Here is a 25586-nt window from a genome sequence, read left to right as displayed (position 1 = left end):
TTAACGTCAGCTTTTAACTTGCTCTAAAACGCTTTCCCCATAATTCTTTAAGCTAGTGATACCAATGGTAGGCACATATTCTTCAAGTACCGCAATCGCACTAGGGTACTGAGTGGACATGTTACCGAGGAGGTCCATAAGCTGCTTGATCACTTGCTGGTTCGTTTCTTCAAATAGCCTTTTCCTGTAGACACTAATGAATTCTTTCTGAGGTGTTGTATACCCCAAACCAGAGGATGCCAGCTCTCGTACTCTCTCATCTTCTGCTTTTAAAGAATCCAGCAATACCGATTGAGCCTCCGGTGTATTGACGAATCGAAGCGCGTTTACGGCAGCATGCCTGACCGACTTTTCTTCGTGATTTAGATAAGATTTAACCTTCTCTGTTTGTTTTGGAGAACCAATGTTACCTATTACACTTAGGCTTTCGGCAATCTGGCTTGCATCACTTGCTCCATCCAGTTCTTGGCTTAGCTTTTGGTAAATTTCATCCCCTCTGACTTGGTCTGAGTCCAGAAGATGGTTAGCCATACTGCCTAGTACCAATTTTGCCTGAACTTGATCTTCCCTTTTATATAGCGAGTTCGCCATTGCTGAAACAGCAGCAACGCTCTCTTTGGTTGGATTGGCTAAGAAAGCCAGTTTAAGCATGATGGCTTGCTGCTTAGAGATCGAAGAAGTATCGAGCACTCTCAGTAAGATGTTTTGCGCTTCCGGTGTGCCAATGTTCACCAACAATGCACTCAACATCTGAAATGAAGGGTGATTAGCATTGTATAAACGGAGCCAACTTTCTATTTGGTTTAGCTCGCTAGGGTTAAGCGACACCCAAGCCCGAAGCTCAAAGAATAGTTTCGAAAGAGCTTGGTTCCCCATAGAAGGGGTTGAACGCAGCCGACCACTAAAGCCATCTGGGTCGGTGTTTGCCAACGTATTCGCATACATTTGCTGTTTCAACGCCTGTTTTTGATATTCCCCAGACAGCGTATCCTCAATCACCGCACCTAAAAGTTCAGGCTTAGAAAGCCCTGTTTTAGACGTTGAGAGAAAATGCAAAGTCAGATGCATATTTTCTTTCGCCATTAAACGATTAGCAGAGAATGTGCTTCTATCTCGGTGAGTTTCTATTGTTTCAATACGCTCAAACAACCGATTGATGGTGATGTCTGTTGTTTGATCCATACGAACTTGAGGGTTTGTTGGAATGAATTGCTTCGTCAGCATTAAATCAACCGAAGGGATAGAGTGCGCGGCAATCGAATAAGAGACGTCGTAAGGTGACGTAAAGTCTTCTTCTTTGGTTTGCCAACGTACTTTACCGCGATTAGACAGCGACACCTGAAACTGGCTCATCCACTCTTTCAGAACTTGTGCATATTCCAAAAAATATTGCTCTTGAAACTGCAATTCAGACAACTGACCCGCTCGATTCAGATGGCCTTTCACCACAATATCACTTGGCCAAACCCAATTGGTCTCCTCATTCAGGCTGGCTTTGAACGATTCAGCGTCAAACGTGAATTCAAGCTTGTACCCTGAAATCGTCTCCTCCAGCACGTGAATGTTCATTTTGCCTTTGAATTCATAATGAACATTCACTTGTGCGGCGATAAGGTTGGCAGCTTCGGCATAGCCTGATGCGTGCCCAGATGCCTCACTGACGTACTCTAACTGGTAAGTATAGGTTTCACCTGGTTCATAGCGAACTCGATATTCCTCTTCGGTACCTTTTACATACCCCAGTAAAATTAAAGCAACCAATGCCGAAAATACGACAAAATACAGCGTTACCTTTTTAGTCATTTTCTACCAACCTAGCCGTTTTTAGTGCAAGAACCCGTGTAGGCTTCGCAGCACATTTGAGTTATCTACTTCTTCTGAATACTCAGCATCTGTTCCAGCCACAACCTCTGAGACTAACGGGCTTGAAACATATGCTGGTGAACTCACCGCATCCAATCGCCAGTCGGCAGAGTTTCTCAGCATCACATTTTGACTGCGCGATTGCGCCAAATTGTGATCTATCGTTGCCGCTAACCAAGATTCGTATTGCGTCAGGTTTTTATCCGCGGTATTGGCGTTCAATTGCAAGGCGGTTCGTTTTTGTGGAACCAATGCAACGGAAGCGCTTTCCAGTTCTTCTTTCAGTTTGGCAAACGTATTTTGAACCCTAACTTGTGTTTTCGCACTGTAGTCATTCAGAGCAACATGTCTTTGGTAAAGGTTCACTTGCCCTTTCAAAGCCGCCGCTTCACGTCTGTCGGTTTGGTCAATCAAAGAACCCGTCATATGCACGCCATGATAGCCGTAGACCAATTGCCAGTTCATGATGGATTTAGACCATGAATAGCCGCTGTAACTGTATAAGTTCTTCGATTTACGCTTAGATCGAATACAAGGGTAAGGGATTTTAATGAAACCAATTTTCTTTTTACAGATCTTAATCCAAGGGTATTCCACATACGCACTGATGCCACCACTCATGGCTCTGACTATCGCATCCGATGTCAGCCCCAATTTGAGGTACGGCTCGCCAGATTGCGCAAAGAAGACACCAGCCTTCCCTCGAAGAGGCACGGAGAAATTAAGCACGTCAATGGTTCCACGAACACCGGCTGACAACACTTTCTTAATGCCAACAGCACCTTCACCAAACGCGCCGGCTTTCGCCATAGGTTGTAGCTCTGCATACACCTGTGTGAGGTAAAGACCCCAATTCAACTTCGCATTCGCACTGGCATACACACCAACAGAGACGTAAACAGGAATAGGACCTATTGCAAATTGTTGTGTGTAATCGTAGGAGTAACTGTAACCATCCCCATTGCCAAGTAGCTCGATACTGTCTTTGATGATGCCATCATTTTTTAGCCAGTGTTTTTTATACAGCTGCATACCGAGAACTTGGATGTCCACATTGCCTTCGAGTTTTTGTGGTCCCACTTCGGCTTGAGCATATGCTCCGATCGCGTTGTTTTCTTTATTGAAAATATACACGTCGGCTCGCCCAACCGCTATCGCCCATTGAACTTCTTCAGAACCCCTAATTTCGTAATAGGCAGAAGCTTTCGTGCCTGCCACACTCCGCTTTCCAAGATCGAACCCAACCCAATCTTTACGCTTTTTGAGTACGAGATCTTCTCTTGTCGGCGGCTTAAAGGATTCATTGAAGCTGATGGTTGGAATATCCGGGATATCCCAATTCGCAGGTACTGCCAGCCCTAAGTCTTCAATTGTTTGTTTGATGAATTCAGGCGATGGCATGGTCAGTTTTATGTTCAACCCATCCAGCTCTAAAAACTCAGAGCCCCATTCCATGGCTTTAACTAAAGGCGACCAAGTTAGAATGCTATCGATGGCAGGCATATCAAAACCAATGCTCACCAACGCTTGATTGATTCTGTCTTCAATGTATGAAATCACAGCCTGAGCAGTGCCATTCCCAGTACCGCCTCCAACAGAGGCAATCAGTTTATCTATGTCGACTTCCGTAACACCGTTCACCGTTTTCATTGGTAAACCCATGGCTTCATAGATGCTGTAGCCTAGCGCACACAATATCTTGTTGGTGTTGTTTGCGGCACGAATGTATTCATCAAATTTAGCCAAATCACCGGATTTTAGGCGAAGGGGCTTATCGGTGAACTCACTGACTTTGTCGTCGACCTTATCAGCAATGTGTCCATTTACCTTTTCAACTATTCTGTCGACATTGATTTGCGGACACATGCCAGGGTCGATGGCATCGAGACGACGCATTAACTCGCGTTGAGCGTAAACTTCTAGCGCATCCAGAAGCCTTTTTTGCATCATTTCTGGATCGTTAAACAGCTCATAGATATCAACGGGCAGTTGCTCAAAAGAATCATCCCTCATGCTATAACCATAAGGAGTAATCTGTGCTTCTAGCTCATTCGCCATGCCAATATATTCGTTAATTTCGATACGTTCTGGCTCAGCTTGAGAAACAATATCCAGCAGCAGATACGTTTTACCACTTTGAACATCGAGCTCTAATGCATCGTTCGGATCTTTTTCAGCTAACTCCCTAATTTCGCTTTCGGTAAACGGGATAAACTCTTTTGGTGTTCTATCACCAAGAATCAACTTAATGATTTCTTGCCCCGGCGACTCACCTGCATTTTGGGCGTACACATTCACTGAGCTAAACAGGGAGAATAGAATCAGTGCGCCGAATAATTTCTTCATTAAGGGAATCATTGCGTCACCTCCGAGAAAGGTGCTTGTGGTACACGAGAAAGCTGCGCATGCAGATAACGCTGCTGATCAAGCGTCATTTTTTGAATAGCGGTGCGGTTCAATCCAACCAAACTTTTTAGTAATGCACAGTTATATTTTTGATGATTTGTAGATATCTTACATTGAGGTGCATACCGAGACACGGTGGCTCGATAATTGTTATACAGCGAAATATATGCTCGACGTTTACCAGAAGCTAAGCTGCGTTTTGCGTTGTTATAATGACCATCAATAAAGCTAATGCTTGGCTGTTTCAAAGAAGCATCTAAAGGACTATTCAAAATTCGTTCACGATCTTTAAGGTACTTCTTCTCAAATATCAAAAATTTTGCGTCAGCAAGGAACCAATTTCTCCTGACTTGAGATCTAATATAAGAAGCTGATTCTGATGCAGTTTTCTCTGATTTAGCCACTAAAGCTTGTACGGAAAACAGTTGCTTCAGCTTAGATAAAGATTGCTCCAACTCCGGAAACTGTAACCTTGAGAGATTAACAATAGACTGCAATACATCATTAGTAAGTAAAAGAGTTTGTTCAAGTCGAGCCATCTTCTCTACAGTGAAGCTGTTGCTAAGATCTTCAAACGCTCCATAGGTAACAGTTACATTATTATTTAGTGCCGGAATTGACGCTTTAAACTCAGCGACATAGTCTGCTGGGTACTGAGGAATATCATTTAACAGTGCCATCCCTCGATTAGCTTTGCTTCTAATTTCATCAGACTCATCTATTACTTTATAAAGCTCATTTAGCAATAGAGAAATTTCGCTTTTAAACGCTCCAGCATCAGACTTAGCTAAGCTCTGGTGGTCGCTTAAACGACGCCTTAGGTCGTTCATCTTATTCATCCAAGCGTTATGATCGGCATACCATTTTGATACTTGGTCTGACACACCATTTTGTCCTAAATAGTGTTCATCTCTTGCGAGTTTGTATTGACTTAATGATTGTAAAATTTGATCAATTCGATAATTGATTTGATTGAGAGACTTTTGCTGACTATCCAACTGTTCAGAAGTTATGTTTGCCGCAATTACATTTCCCTGAAATAGCGTCAATAGCAAAGCCGCTCCAACTAGCCTAACTTTCATGTTATACCCAGTAGAAGTAAAAATAATATATAAGAAAGCCACTTACAGTTTTGGCTGTAAGTGGCCAATTTATTTAAAGCTCTAAGAGCTTCGCCCGAAGCTCACGAATCTTCTCGCTTTCTACATCTGATGCCTTTTTTGCGACAGACAAAGTATGCGTAATAACGCTAGACAGACCCAAAACTTTATCCGTATTCCTATTGAGCAAACTTTGTATATTAGCTCTAATTATTTCATCGGTTACTGTGCCTGGATTGTTATTAATATCCTGATTAATTTCAGAAAGCCTTATCAAATTCCCCCAATTAGCTGGATACACATCAGGATATTGAACTGCATCATCTGGTGCTTTTATGGTGTGAACCTTAGGGTTAAATAGAAGGTCAAGTGATGGTTCTTCACCCAATTGTTCCATTTGACTTATAAATTGTTCAAACGCCTCAAAGTTAGGTAAAAATAGATAGTTCTCTTCCCGTGTGAGGTTTGTCCTATCCTGAATATATTCATATTCAAGCCCATTTCTAACCACAAAGTGATACGCAGAAACCTCTTCACTTCCTTCTGGGACGCGATTACCTGACGAATCTACAGGAAACTTGATATACTCCCCAGATTGATTAGTGGCGCGTAGTTCAATTGGCAAGAATTTAGGGTTGAAAAAGTGCCTAGTCTCAATCCAAGACAATTCCTCCCAACGAGTCGCTATTTCATACTTTATTTCATCTCTTATACTCATATTTCCACGAAATATCGTCTCAAGAGATTGCCGCTCAACTATTAGTGATTCTGCTTCTGTCACCAATATACTGGCCAATCTTTCTAATTCAGGTATGTACCCTGCGTTGTCTGTAATTCCTAGGTGCACCCTCCAGTTCGCTTCGCTGATGTCTTGACTGTTTACAACCGTAAACATTGCAGGGTTAGTACCACATGCGGTAGCAAAATTACTAATCGCTTGAGAACTGAAACCACTTAATCCAGAGTCTGAGTGAACACCAATCTCTGATAACCTATCATTTTTGTACACCAAAGGTATTTTCAGGGACGCTACTCTTGAATTATTTGGGCAACTCAACTCATAGTAAGCTGATGGAATAACCTCTGAGGTAAATTCCTCTCCACTCGCCCCCCATCGAGATGTCACTCGCGTAGGAAGAGGGGATAAGTTTGTGACTTCAGCTGGTATAAACGTTGTAATGTCTCCAACTCGGATCGGTACTAAACCAAGGTTTTTTGAAATACGGTTCTTTCTTTCTATTTCTCTTAGCTCCCCTCCAAAATTGGCTTGAGGAACTTTAAACCTTAGATCGACACTTTTTGCCTCTACGCTCAGCTCTTTGCTTATACAGGTCTCTATATTTCCAGCTACTCGACAATGAGGGCTTCCACTGTAATGCGAAGACTGTTCAAACTGATAAGCGCCACTTCCGCAATGAGTTACATTTGCTGTTTTCCCTTCTTGGCGATTAAACGATTGGTAAATTTCCGCACAGTTCTGAGTTTTTTTCTCAACCAAGAAGGTTGGAAAACTTTGCCTTACACTTATGCTTCCCAACAACTCTAAGTTTTCTGGAAATAACTCCACTGAAGACTTAGCAGAGGATAAAGTTTTATTTATGGTTGGTGTAATACGCCCACTCACCCAATCTTCCAAACTACAAGACCACTGGGCGTGGGCAGGATATTCATTAGACGTGAGCGAACAGGTATTGGCAGCGCTAGTGAAAGACACTGCTGAAAGTACCGCACCGACGGCAAGGTATATGTTAGATAGTTTCATTTCCTAGCTTACCCCTTAAGCATTTGATAACTCTGAACGACAGGACTTCCTTGTTCGCACTTCTCAGAGACATGGAATTTCACTTTGGTTTTAGTAAACATTGCCGACGCAAGTACAGACAGTGTTTGCTGCTGAGATACATCAACTAAGACTTGATTCCCAGTGCAGTCGCTTTCGGCATTAATCGTACTTGGTAGGACGACCTGACAAAAATCGCTGTCCATCGAACATTGAATATTGTGGATTTCACTGACATGTGTGCCACCTGCGCTTGCTCCTAGTGAAACAAAGGCTAATCCAAACAAAGTTTTGAATGTCATTGTGGGGCTCCTATTTCTTAGCTGAACGCGACAGCACGTTAAACGAAGCAAGTTCAGGCAAAGAGTTATAGCAGCCTTCGGTAACGGTCAGTTCAACCTGATGCTCCGTCATCATTGCAGATGAAAGCAGTGCTAATGCCAGCTTTCCTTGGTCACTGCTTGAATCCCAGGCAATTTTGTTGGATGCACACTCTGAAGAACCAAATTGCTCATTGGCAATCGTTAAGGAACAGCTATCTGTTGCTTGATCGCATCCTAAGCTTTGAATGAGTACCGGAGGAAGACTTTGCGCATATGAAGCATTTCCAAATACAGATAATGTCAGTGCTAGTAATAACTTATGTTTCATTTCTAAACCTATGTACGCTGTTAACAAACTCCGATGAATGGCAGGTGCCTTCTTTCGGTTCAATCAGGAGCTATCCACTGAAAATTAATGAGACAAGTCTCAAACATTGTTTATAAATATAAAGACGGGAACGGCAGTAATATTGATATATAAGTCAGAATGCATACCAATTAATGTGCTTATGCTATCTTATAATTCTGAGTGGATGTATTAGGAGAGAATGGTAATTCATAAGATTCTGAGGCATATCACTCTTTTGTATATGTATTAGAAATCCTATAAACAAAATACTCTGAAATAGAACAAATTTGACTTCAGCTTTAGCGAATTAAGACCCTACTTCTTTGTTTTTAAATGTGTTTACTGTAAATAGATAAGTAAGAGTGAAAACAGGTATATCCCCAAGTCACCTCAAGATGCTTAGGTATAAAGCAGAAAGCCAGTATTACGCTGACTTTCATACAATAAGCTACTAACTCGCCTGATTGAGCGGCGGCATGTTGTGTGGTTGCCACGGTGAATTGACCGATCTGGGCTGCTGCTGCATTCTCCACAGTTCTCGTTTCCCATTTGTCGCTGGCATACTAAGCAACGTAGAGTGGTTATTGACCAGCACGATATCGCCTTTGTCCATTTCAATCTCGGTAAGGACTCGCGAGTCAAAACAGATCTGGCTCAACCTTTCGCTGAGTTCATCAACGCAATCATAAGACTTGGACGATTCGATATTTGCATTGATAGGAGCAAGCACTTCCGACATCGTATGCTCGCCATTTTGCGCCCAACGAACAATGTCCTGCTGGCTTGTCGGGCACCGGAAAACAACTGGATGAACCATCTTTTCACCGTTTGAATAATGAGCCTGAGAGGTATAGCCAAGATGAGTATTTCGCAGTATCTCACGCTCCTTTCCATCGATAGTGAGTGTGGCAAGTGCTGCATCAACGGCAATCATTGAATCTTTAGTTTCCGTGTTCTGATGGCAATACAGAGCAAATTCATTCGGTGTATAGTCTTCATAATTGTATTTGGTTTGGCTCACTTCCATATAGGCAGGAGGACACATTAGATTCCAGTGCAAAGGCAAGGTGGTTTGCGCTTTTTGGAGCGACGTCATAATCTGTACGTTACCAAATTGCCATGGAATAACGGCACCTCGTTCGCAATACCAATTTTCCATTTCCGCAGGCTCATTAAACTGTGTAAAGCCTTTAAGCGTGACAGTACCAAACTCCTTCACCAAGTTATTCAGTTCTTTATTTGAAAGATCTGACACTGAGCAGCTGCCATTGATGCACTCTAAAATGAGCCCTGACTTTTCTCGACTTAATATTGCCTTCATCTGTCTCAGTGTGTGCTCTGTCGTGTCAGTGCGAGCCGTTAGCTTAATGTAGCACCATGGAGTGCCCTCGTAAGTTACCGACAAAACCGCACCTTTACCGTTGAGATGATTTTCTCGCGAGTCGATAACGTATTTTCCGCTAAGTGCATCAAACATGAGAGTACTGTGCCAAGGCGTTTTGAACTGGCGCTCATCAAAGAGGAACAGAGAATATTTCTTCCCGACCATAGGGTGCTCGTGAATACTCAGACGAATACATTCACCAAAATTCTGCTGCAAAAAATTATCCAGCGCTTTTCCTTGAACCATCATTCCCTTAGCGATGTCCGCTAGACGTTTGCGCCTATCTTTGTAAGAAAACGAAGACAAAATATGCTTCTGATCCTGATTCATGAACTTCTTTAAGCCTAGATAGGTACTGTTCATCTTGTTATTGCGTTTTTTCAGTTCTGAGAAGTTTTCTTCGTAGTGGCTGTCTCCGAACTTGTGTTTCAGCCCTTGGAAATATTGCTCATCATTCAAGTCATCGAACGCTGGAAAGTGCTCAAAGTTCACGACTTTCAAGCTCTCACTACAGTTCATATTCTCAACCATTTTCCTCAAATCATCGGAGTAGTCGTAGTGGTGCTCTAAATCGACAGAAATGTAATCGGAGAATGTGTGATAATCCGAAAAGACATAGAAGGTCACGCCAGGCTCATAGACCGCTTGGATATCCCGAATGGCTTTCACGAATTTTCTTAATACTAAGTACTCCCCCATATCAGGCTTATGACCCAAGACTTTATCCAGATTATTGGTTTTGCATGGGAAAGCAGGCAGTAAGAGCTGAATTTGGCTTTCATTGGAAACAAAATTGCGTATCTGATTTTTTAGCTTTACTAAACCATCAAAACTGGCGTTCGTTTGAGCAAGAAGTTGGTTGAGCAATATAAAAGAAATATTCTCTACACATTGTTCACGTTGAATATCGAGCATGATTATCCCTTCAATTATTTATTAGATACTCTTAAAAGAGAATTTAATTGAATTAATAAAGATAAAACCGACTATGTTTAAATCATTAAAAATATCGAATCAATTATTACAATTTCAAATAGTGAACATGCACCAATATCTCAATTTTGTAATAATAAATAAGTTCAAACAAAAAGGTTCATCTTGAATATTGACTGTATAATAAGAACAGAATGAAGAATTCACTCTCTAGTGTTTAAATTTACCCAACACAGAATGAATGTTTTCTAGTGGCGCTATTTCCTCGATGTACGCATCTGGGCGAATGAGTACCACTCGATTCTCATAGGGAGAGTCATCTTCACAAGGCATACCTTGCGAGCCATTTTTGTGTAAGTGAAGCAGTTGTACAAAATCAGGCAACGCTTTTGGAGGCTCACACTCACCGACAATCAGTAGCGTAAACTTGGTGTAGTCCAAAAGGCTGTACAGGCGTGTATCAGCACCAGCATGATGAATCCCGAAATCGAATACGCGCGAACCCACAAGTCCTTCTTTACTATATCGAATTCCCATACCAGTGATGTTGCCTGCTCGCTTCTCGACAATCTTTACGTAGTCTTGTGCGTGTGTGCCCGTTTCAGAATACTTAGTAGATCGCACCAGTTCCCCAGAACTGTCTATCACACTTCTCGCCACAGGTTTTCGCTCGTCTTCATAGGCTTTCAGTAAGCTTTCGTCAGCACCATGGTTGACCACCATATTAAGCTTCCACATTAAGTTAAATGCATCCGCAAGACCGGTATTAAGCCCCTGTCCCCCGTTTACAGAATGAATATGGCTTGCGTCACCAGCAAGGAAAACTCTGTCTTGTACAAAGAAATTTTCCGCTACCGATTCTTTAACGGAGAACTGCGAGAACCACTCCACTTCTTTAAAGCTCAACGTATGTGGGTGCATTGCCCGATTGATTTTTTCGATGGCTTCTTCCATGGTGAAATCTTGGGTATCCATACGGATGTAGAATCGGTCAATCTCACCTTCCCTTGGGATCCAAGCAACGTCGGACGTTTCGGCTTGAAAGACAATAATTTCAGGCACCTTCGGGAAATCGGTATCCAAAACCCCATCGATCACAGCCCACACAATTTGTGGTCTGATGATTTCGAAAGGCACATCAAAAAAACGACGTACGTAAGATTGTGAACCATCAGCGCCAATGATGTATCGAGACTGAATAGTGTCACCGTTTGTGAGCGTGGTTAGGCACCCTTGCTCGTTAAGCTCGATATTTTCTACCGACGTTGAACGCAATACGTCGTTGCTAGAAGCCTTGAGTTTGCCATCCAATAATTGCTCCACAAAGGACTGACCAAGCATCAGAAAGTGTTTGTGGAAACACCCTTCCAGTTCCTCCCACCATGAAGACTGACGGGAAACAAACTCGCCATTCGCCCAAACCGAACTGGTATTGCACGGTTTTCCGAGTGGGTACAAGTCATCAAACAAATCTACAGTTTCAAGTAACTGCAGAGTTCGCGCATTCAGCGCATCAGCTCGCCCAACTTCTAAAGGACCTTGTGATTTATCAAGCACAATGGTGCTCAACCCACAACGTTGCCCGAGGTAGCTACACATAAGCCCCACGGGACCCGCTCCAATAACTAAGATATCAGTGGTTTGATCTGCTGTTGTATGTTTCGTCATTGATAAGACTCCAAGCTTGGATTGTCATACGGAGGGTTACTCAACACTTGCACACGTCGAATGTGGCGAGGCGATTGAGAAATAAAGCCTTCACGGCCATGCAAAAGGTTAAAGTTATCGGTAATGACAATGTCGCCAGTTTGCCATTCGTGCGCGTAAAAATTATCTGGGCTGTATAGCGCTTGTCGCAGCGTTTGATGGAAGTATTCCACTTCTTCTGGGGCGATACCGGTAAATTGAGTATTTGGCGGGTTAAGCAAGTCGCCTCGCTCTTCAAAATGAGGCTCGTTATAGCGAATGACATCGTGATTATGTAGGGGATGCTTGGTAATAATGGGGGAAACGGTTTTGCTATTGTAAAACTCCATTTTCCTTTCATAGTTACCGACGACTTTCTTCCAAAATTCAACGTGTTCGTCTGGAGCATTTTCCAATACCATGATGGTATTGGTGAACGTTGTCCTTCCCCCTTGCCCTGGCTTCGGTGCTTGTACGCATTGAAAGATTTGATATTCAGGTACCTGTGGTCGGTACATGCCATCCCAATGCATCGGCATATAGCTGCTATCAAATATGTGGTCGCCAGGATCTTCTTTTTGAATCAGATCGAGTACTTTTCCGAATGGCCAAATGCTGATTTCACCCCAGTTTTCACAATAGTCGGCAAAATCGTCAGACGCCTCGAAATTATCAAAGCCTCGAAGCAAAACCAGTTGCTTCTGACGGAACAAATCTCGCAGCTTTTCAATATCTAACTCTTTTACACTGGTCTGATTATTTAAAGGTTCAACAAGTACGCCAAATGGCTCAAGGTGGCTTATCTTATAATTCATAACATATTACCTTTTTCGGTAGGTTCTGATTCTCGGTATATTTAAACGACGAAAAATACCATCAGATAATTAAATTAAATAAATTAGTGATATATGAATATTTACAAAACTCTAAAATTAAGAGCATTGACATTGCTGAATTCATTTTAATACTCCCGAGATTCAGGAAGTAAGATCTCAATATTTAAATTAAGTATGAAGTTTGTTGTTATATTTTTGTATTTGTATAAACCAAATATATTTATTTGAATCTAAATACCAAACTCATTATTTGCGCAAATTCAGATTTTGACTAGATAACAAAATAAGAACCCAAAGTTACCAATAAGGGAACAATCATGTTGAATGAATTAAAACGAATCGCAATATTCAACAAAGTCGTAGAATGCGGCTCTTTTACAATGGCTGGTGAATCACTGGGGTTGGCAAAATCGAAAGTAAGCGAACAAATTACGTCGTTGGAATCTACACTAAATGTGCGACTGCTTCATCGCACAACGAGAAAAATCAACCTCACCACCGAAGGGACAACGTTCTATCAATACAGTAGCGGCTTACTCAAAGTCGCAGAAGAAGCATTTAGCTCGGTAAACCACCTTGCGTCAGAGGTATGTGGCACAATTCGCATTGGCACGACCATTGATGTGGGCGCTTTTTTGCTGAGCCCACTGATTGCTCAGTTTTCAGAACGTTACCCAAACGTTACCTTCGACATTCAACTGGATGATGGCGTGCAAGACCCTGTGGCATCAAAGCTGGATTTGGTTATTAGGATTGGAGAACTCACTGCATCCTCTCTTGTTGGAAGAGTACTCGCCCCCTTTGAACTAGGACTATACGCCAGTAAAACCTACCTTGAAGCCTCACCCAATATTAACTGTATTAGAGATATAGAGAAGCATCATTGGGTTTCGTTAACACGATCCAACTTACCAAACGATGTCCTCACTCTCACTAACCTAGAAGGCGAGCATCAGGCAATCAAAACCTATCCAAAGCACATTTGTAATGCCCCACTGGGCTCAATGTCGTTGATTCAACAGGGAATGGGGATAGGGCTTATCGCAAACTTTTTGGCAGAGCAGATTGATGATCCTAACCTCACTCGGCTGTTTCCAAGCTACTTCCAAAAAGGACCAACCATGAACATCCTCTATCCCAGCCGTAAGAATTTGGCGCCGCGCTTAAGGTTGTTCATTGATTACCTTATAGAAACTGTTCAGACATAGATGACAAAAAGCCAGCAAACGCTGGCTTTTGAATATCATGCTTATGGTGTTTTAGGTTCTATCGACGACGACGCCACATACCCAAGCCGAATAAAGCAAGTAAGCCTGCAAACCCAGCCGATGCGCCACGCATATTCAGATCAAGAACCGCAGGGTCGTGATCCGAAGAGCGGAAGTGATCTTGATACTTAGGAAAATCACCTTTGAACTCATCGTTGTAGTCAAACAATGTCGATTCACCACCATTGATGTGCCAATCTGTTGCGTCGACCACTTTCTTCTTCAGGCTCTTACTGATCAGTAGATGATCCAGCGCGCCCACCTCGTCATTAAATGAATAGCTCCAGCTGTTTGGATGCTTCATTTCAACCGCGTTGACGTAACCGTAGTTATGGTTGATCACTGCACCGTTGTCACCAAACTGCTCACTGTCACCAATAAAGGTGTTACGCGCGCCTTTGATCTCTTTGCCGTATTTCTCTTGAGAGTAATCCGTTAACACCAGCAATGGATCTTCTTTGCCGTAGGCATTGAGATCGCCAAGAATCACTTTGTGACCTTTGATCTCGTCCAACGCATCACCAAGTGCAACCGCAGCCGCGACTCGGAACGCTTCACAAGAGCCCTGTTTGTCAGGATCCGCACCACCTTGACCACCTTGGTCTACAGGAGCGGCATCTTCCCAACATTTTGACCCTTTCGATTTGAAGTGGTTAACCGCAACAGTGATCTTGTGCTTGGTGCCTTTCACTTTGAACGTTGGCGCTAAGCTATCACGTTGGTAATTCTTACCGTCTTCAATCACTTTTCCATCGTCATCCAATACTTCTGGAGCCACCTGGCGAGGCATTGGAATAACACGGGTTTTCTTCAGTTTCACTTTCGAACTGCGGTAAATCACACCGGTTGTAATGGCATCTGTACCGACTGAGTCCATTTCGTCAGTCATGCCATCAGCATTCGAATCAACAGATACAAACTTGTAACGCTTGCGTTTTTTGTCGATGTTTTCATTCAGCTTTTCAACAAGCTGGCGAATCGCTGCACCTTGACCAAAACCGTTATTTTCGATTTCCATCAATCCGATAATATCGGCATCCAATCGCAATATAGCATCGACGATTTTCGCTTCTTGAATATCAAATTCGCCTTGGTTGCTCGCACCACGGTTATTACCATGCTGATTCGAGTCGCCACCAAATGGTGAATTGAAATAGTTCAAAACGTTGAATGTTGCGATACGTAAATCACCACCGCGTTCAAGAGTTGGTTTCTCTGTGCGCGGGTCGTTGTGAACAAAGTTGTCGTTGGTTAACGAATTGGTCGCGATTAGGCGATAATCACCAAAACTGTAGGCAATCACGCCTTCAAGACCGATAACGGTATCATCAATACGAATGTAATCTTCGGTTGAACCGTCTTGGTCTGCATCAGTGCGACCAAAGTCTAGGTAGTATGGAATCACGCCATTAGGTGCTTTGGCATCGGATTCAACGTACAAGCGGCGTTGCGCATTCTCTTCCGATTGTGCTTTAGCGCCATCAGAACCCGCTGCATTATTTTGGTTTGGCTGCGTATTTGGACGCCCCTGTGCCAGAACCATGTTGTTTCGACGAGCCGCATAGTCAAACCCGAATGTACGCGTCACACGCATATCGAGATCTTGTGAAGTTTTCACCAACATGCCTTCATAGCGCTCAAGAGTTTCATCAAAATTGGCGTCGCTATCTGCAATCTGGATCTCAGTGGCACTCGGTACGGAAGATTCGTCTTGTTTAACGTACTTCCCACCTTCAACTTTTAGCTGAGTGTGATTGTAAAATTCTTGGACCTTACCTCGGGCACAGACAACGTCACCAGGTTGAAGCGCAATACTGCTCTCACCCGTATGAACGAACAAACCTTCTGATGTGTTCGGATTGTTATCGTCTGATTCTGCCTGTAGATAGAAGCCTTTCGTCAGTCCCGTCGTTACTGCACTCACAACACCCCGAACGAAGTATTCGTCCTCTGTAATGTAGGGGTAGCCACTAATGAAAGGAGAAGTTTCGCCTTCACCTTGAATGTCTTGAATAGACGTAAAGCTTGGCGCTTGTCCATCAACCGTACAGTTGAATGCGACTGGTGGTGTGCCACCATCTAATTCACCCAATCCATCAATGTTGTCTTTTCCAAGTACTGTCCATTGATTGGCTTGATAGGTTGATGACGGTGTCATGCTATCGGAGTTGCGAACCAGCGTTTTGTCTTTTGCAAAGTCCACATCCCCCATCACACCAATAATGTCATGAATTGAGTCATCTGAATTAAGTAAGGCAATCGGGTCATCGCCATTGAAATTCGCGACCGAGCTGTTTTCATCAGTTACGGCTTGAATAGCGGCGCTTGCACTAGCGTGAGAAATCACAAGTACATCTTTTGCAGCAATCACTTTTCCACTTAGGGAAAGCCTGCTTCCCCATGTACCGCCGCCGTTTGTCGATTTCGCAAGCTGAAAGCCATCGAGGCTGACTGCGACATCACTGGTGTTCGCAATTTCGATAGCCTTATTAAAGCTACCACCTTCAACATACTGGGAGAGCACAATATCCGCAGCCGCAGGCGCAGCAAATGCCCCGCTGATAGCAAGCGCGAGTAATGTCCGTGTTAATTTGGTTTCCATTGTCCACCTCTTGTACTAAGGATGTGTCGACCGCTTTCATCCGTAGCAGTTCTATATCACAAATTTGGAATGTCACCGGATCCGGTAACGTGCGAAGTGTTTACTTTTTATGTAACTGACAAAAGCATTCACTCACTCATTCGAGAGATCAATCGCACTATTAGAGTAAATACTTGAATCAAAACCCAAGTTTCAACAGAAACAGTAACTAGAGAATATGACAAGAAATGGAATGATTGATGAAGGTTATATTGAGCAATAAAAATGAGGAAATCGAAGGGGGACAAATACAAAAAAGCCCTTGGTTTTCACCAAGGGCTTTGAATAATTTTAACTGAATTATTGGATGAACTTAAGTGACCCAATACCGCTAGAAAAAGGATACGTGCTAGAAAAATCTAGGCGCGCGAAACGAAGCCTACAGCGTCATACACTTTCTTCAGTGTGACGGCAGCGCGAGCAGAGGCTTTTTCCGCACCTTGCTTCATTACGCTATCCATGTAAGCACGGTCTTCTCGAATGCGCTTGTATTCAGACTGAATTGGCTCAAGCATTGCAACTAAAGCTTCACCCACATCTTTCTTAAATGGCCCGTACATTTCAACGCCTTGGTACTTAGCTTCAATGTCTGCAAAGCTCATACCCGTTGCCGCCGAATAAAGCCCCATTAAATTAGAAATACCAGCTTTCGTATCCCAATCATGTGCGATACGCGGTGGTGTTTCCGCATCGGTTTGCGCCTTGTTGATCTTCTTCAAGATGGATTTAGGCTCTTCCAGCAGAGTAATAACGTTCTTACGGTTATCGTCCGACTTAGACATTTTCTTCGTCGCATCTTGAAGGCTCATTACACGTGCATTCACGGTAGGAATGTACGGTTCAGGCACTTGGAATATTGGCTGTTCAGGGCTGTAGATATTGTTAAAGCGCGTTGCAATATCACGTGCTAATTCAAGATGCTGCTTTTGGTCGTTACCCACTGGTACTTGGTGAGCACCATACAAAAGGATATCTGCTGCCATCAATACAGGGTACCCAAACAAACCTGCATTCACGTCGTTGGCGTAACGCTGAGATTTGTCTTTGAACTGAGTCATACGGCTCAGCTCACCCATTTGCGTATAACAATTAAGAAGCCAACCTAATTGAGCATGCTCGGGTACATGTGACTGAACGAATAGCGTGCTCTTCTTCGGATCAACACCAACAGCCAGACAGATTGCTAACGCGTCAAGTGTCGCTTCATGGAGTGCTTTCGGGTCCTGACGAACCGTAATTGCATGAAGATCTACTACACAGTACTGACAATCGTAATCGTCTTGCATTTGTTGCCATTGACGTAGAGCACCCAAATAGTTACCGATACTTAGTTCACCTGACGGTTGAACACCACTCAATACGATGGGTTTGCTCATGGGGATGGTTTCCTTGCTCATTTCAAATAGGTCTAAATTAAGAAACGCACGCCCTTATGCGAAAAGGCGTGCGTCTAAGCAGTGTACTCATTGGCAAGTATTTTACTAGTGCAAACTGGGTATTTCGTTACGAATACTCGGCGACTGGCACAATATTCAAAATTTCAGCAATATTGTCTGCAACGAAATCTGGATTCGCATCTGAAATAGGTTCGCCATGGTTATAACCGTATGTCAGTGCAAACGAATGGCAGCCTGCATTTTGAGCGGCTAAGATGTCATTTTTTGAGTCACCGACCATCAGCATTTCATCGGCTTTAACATCGTGTTTCTGCATTAACCAATTGAGTGCAACCGGATCGGGTTTTTTCTCTGGGAAGGCATCGCCACCTAGCACATCGGAAAGCAACTCAGACAATTGATGCTGCTCTAGCACTTCTGGGACAAATTTAGATGGCTTGTTTGTCACTAGCGCCAACGTGTATCCCGCTGCTTTCAACTTCACCAGAGTATCACGCACGTTTGCGTACAAGTGGCTGAGCTTATGCCCTCCCTTCTCGTAGTAATCATCGAACTTACTGCGTGCTTCTTGAATGATTTCCGGCGACAAATTTGAATCGATTTGAATGCTTTGGGAAAGTGCTCGTGAAATCAATACATCCGCACCGTTGCCGACCCAATCCCTCACTTGTTCTTCACTCACTGAGGCAAAGCCTAGATCTTGTACTGCTTGATCAGCAGCAACGGCTAAATCTGGGACGCTATCTAGCAAGGTTCCATCTAAATCAAAAGCAATGAGCTTGATTCCATTTAAAGACATATTTTCTCTATTCCTAAAAAGTGATGCAGCGCCTGAGCACTGCATTCAATCTACGTTATCTGACCACTTAACGGTTCACTTTGGAAAGCTCGCCGCGCATTTCATCAATCACAGCTCGGTAATCCGGCTTATCAAAAATGGCGCTTCCAGCAACAAACATATCCGCACCGGCTTCTGCGATTTCTCGGATATTTTCCACTTTCACACCACCATCAACTTCAAGGCGAATATCGCGACCAGAAGCATCAATACGTTTACGTACTTCGCGAAGCTTATCCAGTGTATTAGGAATGAAAGATTGACCACCAAAACCTGGGTTCACAGACATCAACAAAATCATGTCAATTTTATCCATGATGTAATCCAGATGATGCAGCGGCGTGGCAGGGTTAAATACCACACCCGCTTTACAGCCGTGCTCTTTGATCAACTGCAGAGAGCGATCAACGTGATTGGTTGCTTCGACATGGAAAGTAATCATCGATGCGCCCGCTTTTGCGAAATCTGGAATGAGTCGGTCGACTGGCTCACACATCAAATGTACGTCGATAGGCGCGGTAATGCCGTAATCGCGAAGCGCTTTACAAATTGGCGCACCAAACGTGAGGTTAGGCACGTAATGGTTATCCATTACGTCGAAATGCACCACATCCGCACCAGCGGCAAGCACTTTTTCTACGTCTTCGCCTAAGCGCGCAAAATCAGCAGAAAGGATAGATGGGGCGATGAGAAAGTCTGTCATACCTGACCTCAATATTGGAAATTCGAGTAACTATTGCTCGTAATTCTACCCAACAGTGAGAAGAGATCCCAGAATTTATTCTTTTTCAGGGGCTACTGGTTCAAACAATGCAAGTAATTCATCGACCTTATTTCTACCCGCACCATTACGACTGATCGTGCGTTTCACTTTCACCACATTCAATTTTGCCCCTTTGTAAAGACGGCGAGTCAATGCGGTATCGTGGTTCGAAATAAGAACGGGAATGCCTCGTTGTTTTGCTGTTTTTTCGGCAATCTCACCCAGCTCTCCTTGGTCGTCCAAAGAAAAACCATTTCCTGCGTAAGAGGTGAAGTTGGCAGTGGTAGACAAAGGGGCATAAGGGGGATCGCAATACACCACGCTGCCCTTGCGAGCTCGACTAAAGGTTTCAGCATACCCTTCACACACAAACGTGGCTTTCTTCGCTTTTTCAGAAAAGAAAATTAATTCATCTTCTGGAAAGTAAGGCTTTTTGTAAGACCCAAAAGGAACGTTAAATCCACCTTTTTTATTGTAGCGGCACAGACCATTGAACCCGAAACGGTTCATGTATAGGAAAGCAACCGAGCGAAACAGAACATCGTCTGTTTGGTTAAATTGCGCTCGTGTGTCAAGGTAGACTTCTTTTCGATTGTGCTCAGGCGTAAACATACGCTTGGCTTCTTCGATGTACTTTTCAGGCTCTTCTTTGAGAAGATTATACAAGTTGATGAGATCAGGATTGATGTCTGCCAACAGGTAGTGATCGTAATCGGAATTGAGAAACACGGAGCCCGCACCAACGAAAGGCTCTATCAGTTTTCGAGCAGGAGGAAGATGGCGCTGGATGTCTTCCACCAAGCCATACTTACCACCAGCCCACTTTAGAAAGGCACGTTGTTTCTTCATCGACCGTTCAATTCCAACTACTCAAAATAAGGCTGCGGAATGTAACATATTTTGCAGCAAAGCTCAGCGTTATTTCCCACGTTCAATCTCTCTCTGAACTTGAACCATGGATTTTGCCCAAGGTCCCAAAGCTTGAACGTCAACAGACAATTCAGAAACGGCATCACGTGCTTGCTGAATGGTTGGAAAATCTTTGTAGGTAACGATAAACCACTCGGTGCCATTTCGAACCGTTGGATAAATTCGAACACTTTCTTGAATTTGGTGTAAGTCGATAAATTCTTGCACTTCCTCTTTGGAGGTCAGCGCGGCAAGTTGAAGTGTGTAGTTTCTAGAAGACACCGCAGACAATTCATCTCTCGCATAAGAAAAAGTAAGCGCTTTAGGGGCTGATTCTTCAGTCACAGTCTCAGTTTCGACTGGCGGTTGTTGGCTGACTTCTTCATTGGCAATCGCATCAGTTTTAGCGTCTTCAATTGCATCATCGATAATAGTCACGGTTTGCGGTGGTCTTTCATCTAGTAACAACGCATCTACAACGTCAGACGGAACCACAACGCGTTTTCCGGCATCACTTTGCCCAACTTCCGCAGTTTGGTCGGTCACTTGCGGTGGCAAAGCTGCAAAATCATCGTTGCTGTCGCTGCCAGTATTTGAACCGTTATCGGCAGTAACGTCATCTAGGTTGACCCCAGATACAAGTTCGTCACCGGAACCATTTGAAACGCTGTCGCCTTCTACTGCCAAGCTTTGTGATGCCTCATTTCCGTTTTCAGAATCAATGCCATCTAGCAAATTGGGCTGACTTAAGTACCACCAGTATCCACCACCTATCAGCAAAAGCAGCAGTAATACGACGATAGCAATTCGAATAGGTGATTCAATCACTGAGCGGATGATGACTCTTCTTTCCACTTTCTTATTTCCTAATTCCATTAGCTGCCCCGGTAGTCGCTGTGTTTTTGCGATAGATTTACGAACTTTCTTCTTTGCGTCTTCGCCAACGGTATAGCGAATAACTAATGCTTCAGTGAATGCGATGGCTTCTTCTGAACTGAGTGGCTCTATTTCGAAATCGATAGGTTTGGTTTCTTGACCATAGCTAATGCGAGTCAAAATGTGCTCTAAGCTATCCCCTTTCGAAAAAAGCACTACATTCACTGACCATTTAGGGTGATTTTGAGCTTCAATGACCAGCATCCACAACTCGGCGAGCAAGTCTTCACTTAATAGTTCAGCGTCGTCTACGACAAACACGACATCGCATGCTTCATCACCGACTAAGCGAGAAAAGCTGTCGATGATTGTATCGTGTTCATTAAATAGGGGGTCGGACACTATCTGATTGAGCATCATTGCGCGTTGCTGCTCATCCGATTGTGTGGGAAAACAGAGAAGGAGGGATTGGTTCTTTTCAGATGCCCAAGCCTCAAGGTAGCGCTGAGCAAGCCAGGTTTTTCCTGAACCTGAATTACCAGTGATATTGATTAAGTTGGAGCCAAAACGAGTCAGGAGCTGCACTCTGTCCAGCAGCTCCGTCTGTGTTTCTATTTCCAGTACTCGCATTTCATGAGCAAGACTCATTGACGCCACCTTTGGTAATCGGCAGGCGTATTACTCACTTACTCGACATGCGTCGATCGCCTGCTCAATAACATGATTTGGAACATCTGATACAACCTTAGACGTTCCGATACCCGTAGGCAGCACCAAACGGAGCTTGCCCGAAAGTACTTTTTTATCACGCATCATGTGTTTGATAAAGTCTTCGAAACTCATACTGTTAGGCGTATGCACTGGCAAACGGGATTTCTTAAGTATAGATAGGATTCGTTCAAACTGTTGCTGATCAATCATTCCCTGCAATAACGCCGTTTTTGCAGCCATTACAGTACCTGATGAAACCGCTTCTCCGTGAAGCCAGTTGCCATACCCCATTTCCGCTTCAATAGCGTGTCCGAATGTATGTCCTAGGTTCAACAGTGCACGAATACCGGACTCTTTCTCGTCCTGAGCAACAACGTCGGCTTTTATCTGACAACAACGGGCAATGGCATACGTCAGCGCTTCTTCATCCAGCGCGTACAATCGCTCCAAGTTATCTTCAAGCCACGCAAAAAACTCGCCATCGTATATGATGCCGTATTTAATAACTTCAGCGATGCCTGCTGCAAACTCGCGCTCAGGCAAAGATTTCAAGCAATCGGTATCAATCACTACAGATTGGGGCTGATAAAATGCACCAATCATGTTTTTGCCAAGCGAGTGGTTTACTCCTGTCTTTCCGCCGACAGAAGAATCCACCTGAGACAGCAATGTAGTCGGAATTTGGATGAAGTCGACACCGCGCTGGTAGCTCGCTGCCGCGAATCCGACCAAATCACCAATTACACCACCACCTAGAGCAACGACCGTCACATCACGTCCGTAATTGCCCTCAAGCAAAAACGTCATGATGGTATTGAACGTGTCTAGATTTTTGTATTGCTCTCCATCAGGTAGCTCAAGCAACTTGGCTTCATGGCCAAGAGACTCAAGCTTACTAACGATGGTATCCGCATAAAGAGGAGCCACTGTTACGTTACTGATAACAACAACTTTCTTTGAAGATATGTTAGAAAAGTACGCCGAGTCTTTGAATAACTCGGCACCAATAGATATTGGGTAGCTACGCTCACCAAGATCGACCGTAATCCGTTCCATGGTTTGCTCTCCGAAATTGAACTTAACGTTCTTCTAGCATTTTTACGATTTGGTTGGCTACTACTTTTGCACTTTGATCATCGGTACGTACTACGTAATCGGCAACTTCTTCATATAAGCCGTTACGCTCTCCAGCCAGAGACTCAAGTACATTTCGAGGATTATCAGTTTGCAGCAGAGGACGCTTTTTATCGCGATTCGTGCGTGCTAACTGTTTTTCGATTGTGGTTTCTAGATACACAACCACACCGCGAGCCGATAGACGGTTGCGGTTTTCTTTACTTTTGACTGAGCCGCCACCTGTCGCCAGAACAATACCTTGTTGCTCCGTTAGATCATTGATGACCGCTTCTTCGCGTTGGCGGAAGCCATCTTCACCTTCCACATCAAACACCCAAGCTATATCAGCGCCTGTGCGCTCTTCGATAACCGTGTCAGAATCAACAAACTCCATATGAAGTTGCTGAGCTAGGTGTCTACCAATTGTACTTTTGCCGGCGCCCATTGGGCCAACAAGAAAAATGTTACGTTTTTCAGCCATGTTAAGCAGTAATTTACAACGTTAATTCAATGACATCGCCTTGAAGTAAGCCAGATTGGCACTATATGAAAGCCTTCAAGGCACCTTTTCCTCACAGATAAATTCGTGATCAGACCCAAAATTATCTCAATTATGATGCCTTGAATGCAACCTTATTTTTTGTCGATGATTGAGAATCTGACCAAACACTACTGTAGAACCACTTTCGGCGTAATGAAAATCAGCAATTCGCTTTTCCCTAAATTTTCGTAACTTCGACGGAAAAGTGCGCCTAATAGGGGTAAATCACCCAAAAGTGGCACCTTATCGACGGTATTTGTCACACTTTGCTGATAGATTCCTCCCAGAACAACTGTTTCACCGTTATCTACTAAAACTTGAGTACCAATTCTCTGAGTTTCAATAGCAAGGGCTTCGCCGTTCCCTGTTTTTACGACTTTACCGGGTCTATCCTGCGTTACACTCAGATCCAGCACTAATTTGTTGTCTGGCGTAATCTGAGGCGTTACTTTCAAGCTCAATACCGCTTTTCGGAATGACACTGTCGTCGCACCACTAGAAGAAGCTTCAAGATATGGAATTTCGGTACCCTGCTCAATATAAGCCGGTTTTTTATTGGTCGTAATCAGCCTTGGGCTGGAAATGATTTCCGCTTTGTTTTCCGTTTGGAGTGCAGATAGTTCTAGGTCCAATAATGTATCCGTCCCAAGTTTTGCAACCTGAAACGCAATACTTGCCGCATTTTTATTTGTTGCGCCTAAATTGACGGCAAGGAAGTCATCAATGGTTGAACTGCCACCTCCACCTTCACCTTCTCCACCTGAATCACCACCAGAACCACCGCCCGCTTGGTAAAGCCCAACGGTTGCAAGATTGTTCTCTATACTCCCGCCAACAGTATTGGTTCCACTAGTCGAACTGAAGCCCCAACGAACCCCTAGTTCCTCAATTTCCCCTTCCGTAATAGTGACAATACGCGCTTCAATTTGAACTTGCTTAACAGGAATATCTAGAGATTCGACAATGTCTTCAACAACGGCGATATTTTCAGGCAAATCGCGCACTAACAAAGCATTTGTCCGTTCATCTATCGAAATACTTCCGCGCTCAGAAAGCATCGATACTTCACCGTGGCCGCCAATCATATCGGCAATATCAGACGCCTTGGCGAACTTTACTTCAATAATTTTTGACTCCAACGAGCCAAGTTCTTGTGCCAGACGCTCCTGTTCGAGATCTTGTTGCTCTCGGCTATCAAACTCTTCCTTCGGGGCGACCAAAATCACATTACCTTCAACGCGTTTGTCCAACCCTTTCACTTTCAAAATGATGTCGAGCACTTGCTGCCATGGGACATCATCTACTTTTAATGTGAGGTTACCCGATACGGAGTCAGAGACAACAAGGTTGAACCCGTTGTAGTCCGCTATGAGCTGCAACACGCTTCGAACTGGGATGTCTTGAAAGTTGATCGAAATAAGCTTGCCGTCTTTTTCAAGAATACTGGCTTGCTCTGGCTCATCTTTCGGTTTAGCGGAAACCGTGACCTCGAGAAAGCGATCACGCAATCGATAATCATAATTGTAAGCCGCATTCGTAGTGGCAAATAAGCGAGTATTTGAACCTTCTCTAAACACCTCGACACTTTCGACATGGGTAGAAAAGTCGGCTACATCTACAACAAATAGCTTTTCATCTTCTACGCTGGTTTCATGTAAGGAGATATTCAAGCCATCGGGCATTGGCTGAATATCAACAGCCGCTGCGTTAGACGCCAATTCAATCACCAACAGTGCATGCTTGTCTTTATTGAGTCTAAAATCAATTCCTACAAATTCATTGGATTGAGCAGACGCTCCAGTCGCAACAAATAACCCTATAAAGATAAGCAAAGCACGACGATACATCTGCGTCATATTGACTTTT

20 protein-coding genes are annotated in these 25586 nt (G+C 43.7%); 2 read left to right on the top strand and 18 right to left on the bottom strand.

The annotated features are described in order from the left end of the window. Window positions 1-6 precede the first annotated feature (6 nt). From VPNCDNU1_RS09595 to VPNCDNU1_RS09580, 4 genes are all read right to left on the bottom strand, one after another. The gene (locus VPNCDNU1_RS09595) at window positions 7-1803 is read right to left on the bottom strand and encodes a HEAT repeat domain-containing protein (protein ID WP_104400133.1); all 1797 of its coding nucleotides are present in this window, start codon (window positions 1801-1803) and stop codon (window positions 7-9) included. A 21-nt stretch (window positions 1804-1824) separates the two neighbouring features. Then, entirely contained in the window at window positions 1825-4209 is a 2385-nt protein-coding gene (locus VPNCDNU1_RS09590; protein ID WP_145959453.1) for a hypothetical protein, read from the bottom strand. Between the two features lie 8 nt (window positions 4210-4217). Next, the gene (locus VPNCDNU1_RS09585) at window positions 4218-5351 is read right to left on the bottom strand and encodes a hypothetical protein (protein WP_104400131.1); all 1134 of its coding nucleotides are present in this window, start codon (window positions 5349-5351) and stop codon (window positions 4218-4220) included. Between the two features lie 73 nt (window positions 5352-5424). Next, complete coding sequence (locus VPNCDNU1_RS09580) at window positions 5425-6993, bottom strand: hypothetical protein (RefSeq protein ID WP_145959452.1); 1569 nt, start codon at window positions 6991-6993, stop codon at window positions 5425-5427. On the opposite strand from VPNCDNU1_RS09580, the gene VPNCDNU1_RS28805 reads away from it, so the two are divergent. After that, the gene (locus VPNCDNU1_RS28805; protein WP_167404758.1) at window positions 6968-7138 is read left to right on the top strand and encodes a hypothetical protein; all 171 of its coding nucleotides are present in this window, start codon (window positions 6968-6970) and stop codon (window positions 7136-7138) included. The two genes, VPNCDNU1_RS09580 and VPNCDNU1_RS28805, sit on opposite strands and share 26 nt — an antisense overlap. Before the next feature lies 1 nt (window position 7139). Here the strand turns inward: VPNCDNU1_RS28805 and VPNCDNU1_RS09570 are convergent, their stop codons facing one another. From VPNCDNU1_RS09570 to VPNCDNU1_RS09550, 5 genes are all read right to left on the bottom strand, one after another. Beyond that, window positions 7140-7451: a hypothetical protein gene (locus VPNCDNU1_RS09570; RefSeq protein ID WP_104400128.1), complete on the bottom strand. Its 312-nt coding sequence runs from the start codon at window positions 7449-7451 to the stop codon at window positions 7140-7142. Between the two features lie 10 nt (window positions 7452-7461). After that, window positions 7462-7800 carry a hypothetical protein gene (locus VPNCDNU1_RS09565; protein WP_104400127.1) on the bottom strand — a complete coding sequence of 113 codons (339 nt, stop codon included), beginning with the start codon at window positions 7798-7800 and terminating at the stop codon, window positions 7462-7464. Between the two features lie 472 nt (window positions 7801-8272). Further along, a complete protein-coding gene (locus VPNCDNU1_RS09560; protein WP_104400126.1) occupies window positions 8273-10120 on the bottom strand; it encodes an L-tyrosine/L-tryptophan isonitrile synthase family protein in 1848 nt (615 codons plus the stop codon). Between the two features lie 228 nt (window positions 10121-10348). After that, window positions 10349-11806 (bottom strand): FAD-binding protein, encoded by a 1458-nt coding sequence (locus VPNCDNU1_RS09555; protein ID WP_104400125.1) that lies wholly within the window; start codon window positions 11804-11806, stop codon window positions 10349-10351. Beyond that, window positions 11803-12639 (bottom strand): TauD/TfdA dioxygenase family protein, encoded by an 837-nt coding sequence (locus tag VPNCDNU1_RS09550; RefSeq protein ID WP_104400124.1) that lies wholly within the window; start codon window positions 12637-12639, stop codon window positions 11803-11805. The genes VPNCDNU1_RS09555 and VPNCDNU1_RS09550 overlap by 4 nt, the downstream gene beginning before the upstream one ends. A gap of 338 nt (window positions 12640-12977) precedes the next feature. On the opposite strand from VPNCDNU1_RS09550, the gene VPNCDNU1_RS09545 reads away from it, so the two are divergent. After that, window positions 12978-13868 (top strand): LysR family transcriptional regulator, encoded by an 891-nt coding sequence (locus tag VPNCDNU1_RS09545; protein ID WP_104400123.1) that lies wholly within the window; start codon window positions 12978-12980, stop codon window positions 13866-13868. A 58-nt stretch (window positions 13869-13926) separates the two neighbouring features. Here VPNCDNU1_RS09545 and VPNCDNU1_RS09540 read toward each other — a convergent pair whose 3' ends face one another. The 9 genes from VPNCDNU1_RS09540 to VPNCDNU1_RS09500 all read right to left on the bottom strand — a co-directional run bounded on the left by VPNCDNU1_RS09540 (window position 13927) and on the right by VPNCDNU1_RS09500 (window position 25567). Further along, entirely contained in the window at window positions 13927-16530 is a 2604-nt protein-coding gene (locus VPNCDNU1_RS09540) for an ExeM/NucH family extracellular endonuclease (RefSeq protein WP_104400122.1), read from the bottom strand. A gap of 398 nt (window positions 16531-16928) precedes the next feature. Continuing rightward, entirely contained in the window at window positions 16929-17945 is a 1017-nt protein-coding gene (trpS, locus tag VPNCDNU1_RS09535; protein WP_104400121.1) for a tryptophan--tRNA ligase, read from the bottom strand. Between the two features lie 127 nt (window positions 17946-18072). Continuing rightward, a complete protein-coding gene (locus VPNCDNU1_RS09530; RefSeq protein ID WP_104400120.1) occupies window positions 18073-18765 on the bottom strand; it encodes a phosphoglycolate phosphatase in 693 nt (230 codons plus the stop codon). A gap of 67 nt (window positions 18766-18832) precedes the next feature. After that, entirely contained in the window at window positions 18833-19507 is a 675-nt protein-coding gene (gene rpe, locus VPNCDNU1_RS09525; protein ID WP_104400119.1) for a ribulose-phosphate 3-epimerase, read from the bottom strand. Between the two features lie 75 nt (window positions 19508-19582). Further along, entirely contained in the window at window positions 19583-20416 is an 834-nt protein-coding gene (locus VPNCDNU1_RS09520; protein ID WP_104400118.1) for a Dam family site-specific DNA-(adenine-N6)-methyltransferase, read from the bottom strand. 69 nt (window positions 20417-20485) lie between these two features. Next, window positions 20486-22000 (bottom strand): AAA family ATPase, encoded by a 1515-nt coding sequence (locus VPNCDNU1_RS09515; protein ID WP_104400117.1) that lies wholly within the window; start codon window positions 21998-22000, stop codon window positions 20486-20488. Between the two features lie 30 nt (window positions 22001-22030). Next, entirely contained in the window at window positions 22031-23119 is a 1089-nt protein-coding gene (gene aroB, locus VPNCDNU1_RS09510; protein ID WP_104400116.1) for a 3-dehydroquinate synthase, read from the bottom strand. Window positions 23120-23141: 22 nt separating this feature from the next. Further along, complete coding sequence (gene aroK / locus VPNCDNU1_RS09505; protein WP_101114086.1) at window positions 23142-23660, bottom strand: shikimate kinase AroK; 519 nt, start codon at window positions 23658-23660, stop codon at window positions 23142-23144. Between the two features lie 188 nt (window positions 23661-23848). Continuing rightward, the gene (locus tag VPNCDNU1_RS09500) at window positions 23849-25567 is read right to left on the bottom strand and encodes a type IV pilus secretin PilQ (protein WP_371410784.1); all 1719 of its coding nucleotides are present in this window, start codon (window positions 25565-25567) and stop codon (window positions 23849-23851) included. Window positions 25568-25586 lie beyond the last annotated feature (19 nt).

Origin of the sequence: Vibrio penaeicida (assembly GCF_002933855.1) — a bacterium.
GTDB lineage: Bacteria > Pseudomonadota > Gammaproteobacteria > Enterobacterales > Vibrionaceae > Vibrio > Vibrio penaeicida_A.
The sequence above is the reverse complement of the archived record's forward strand: the minus strand, read 5'-3'. Positions and strand labels throughout refer to the sequence as shown.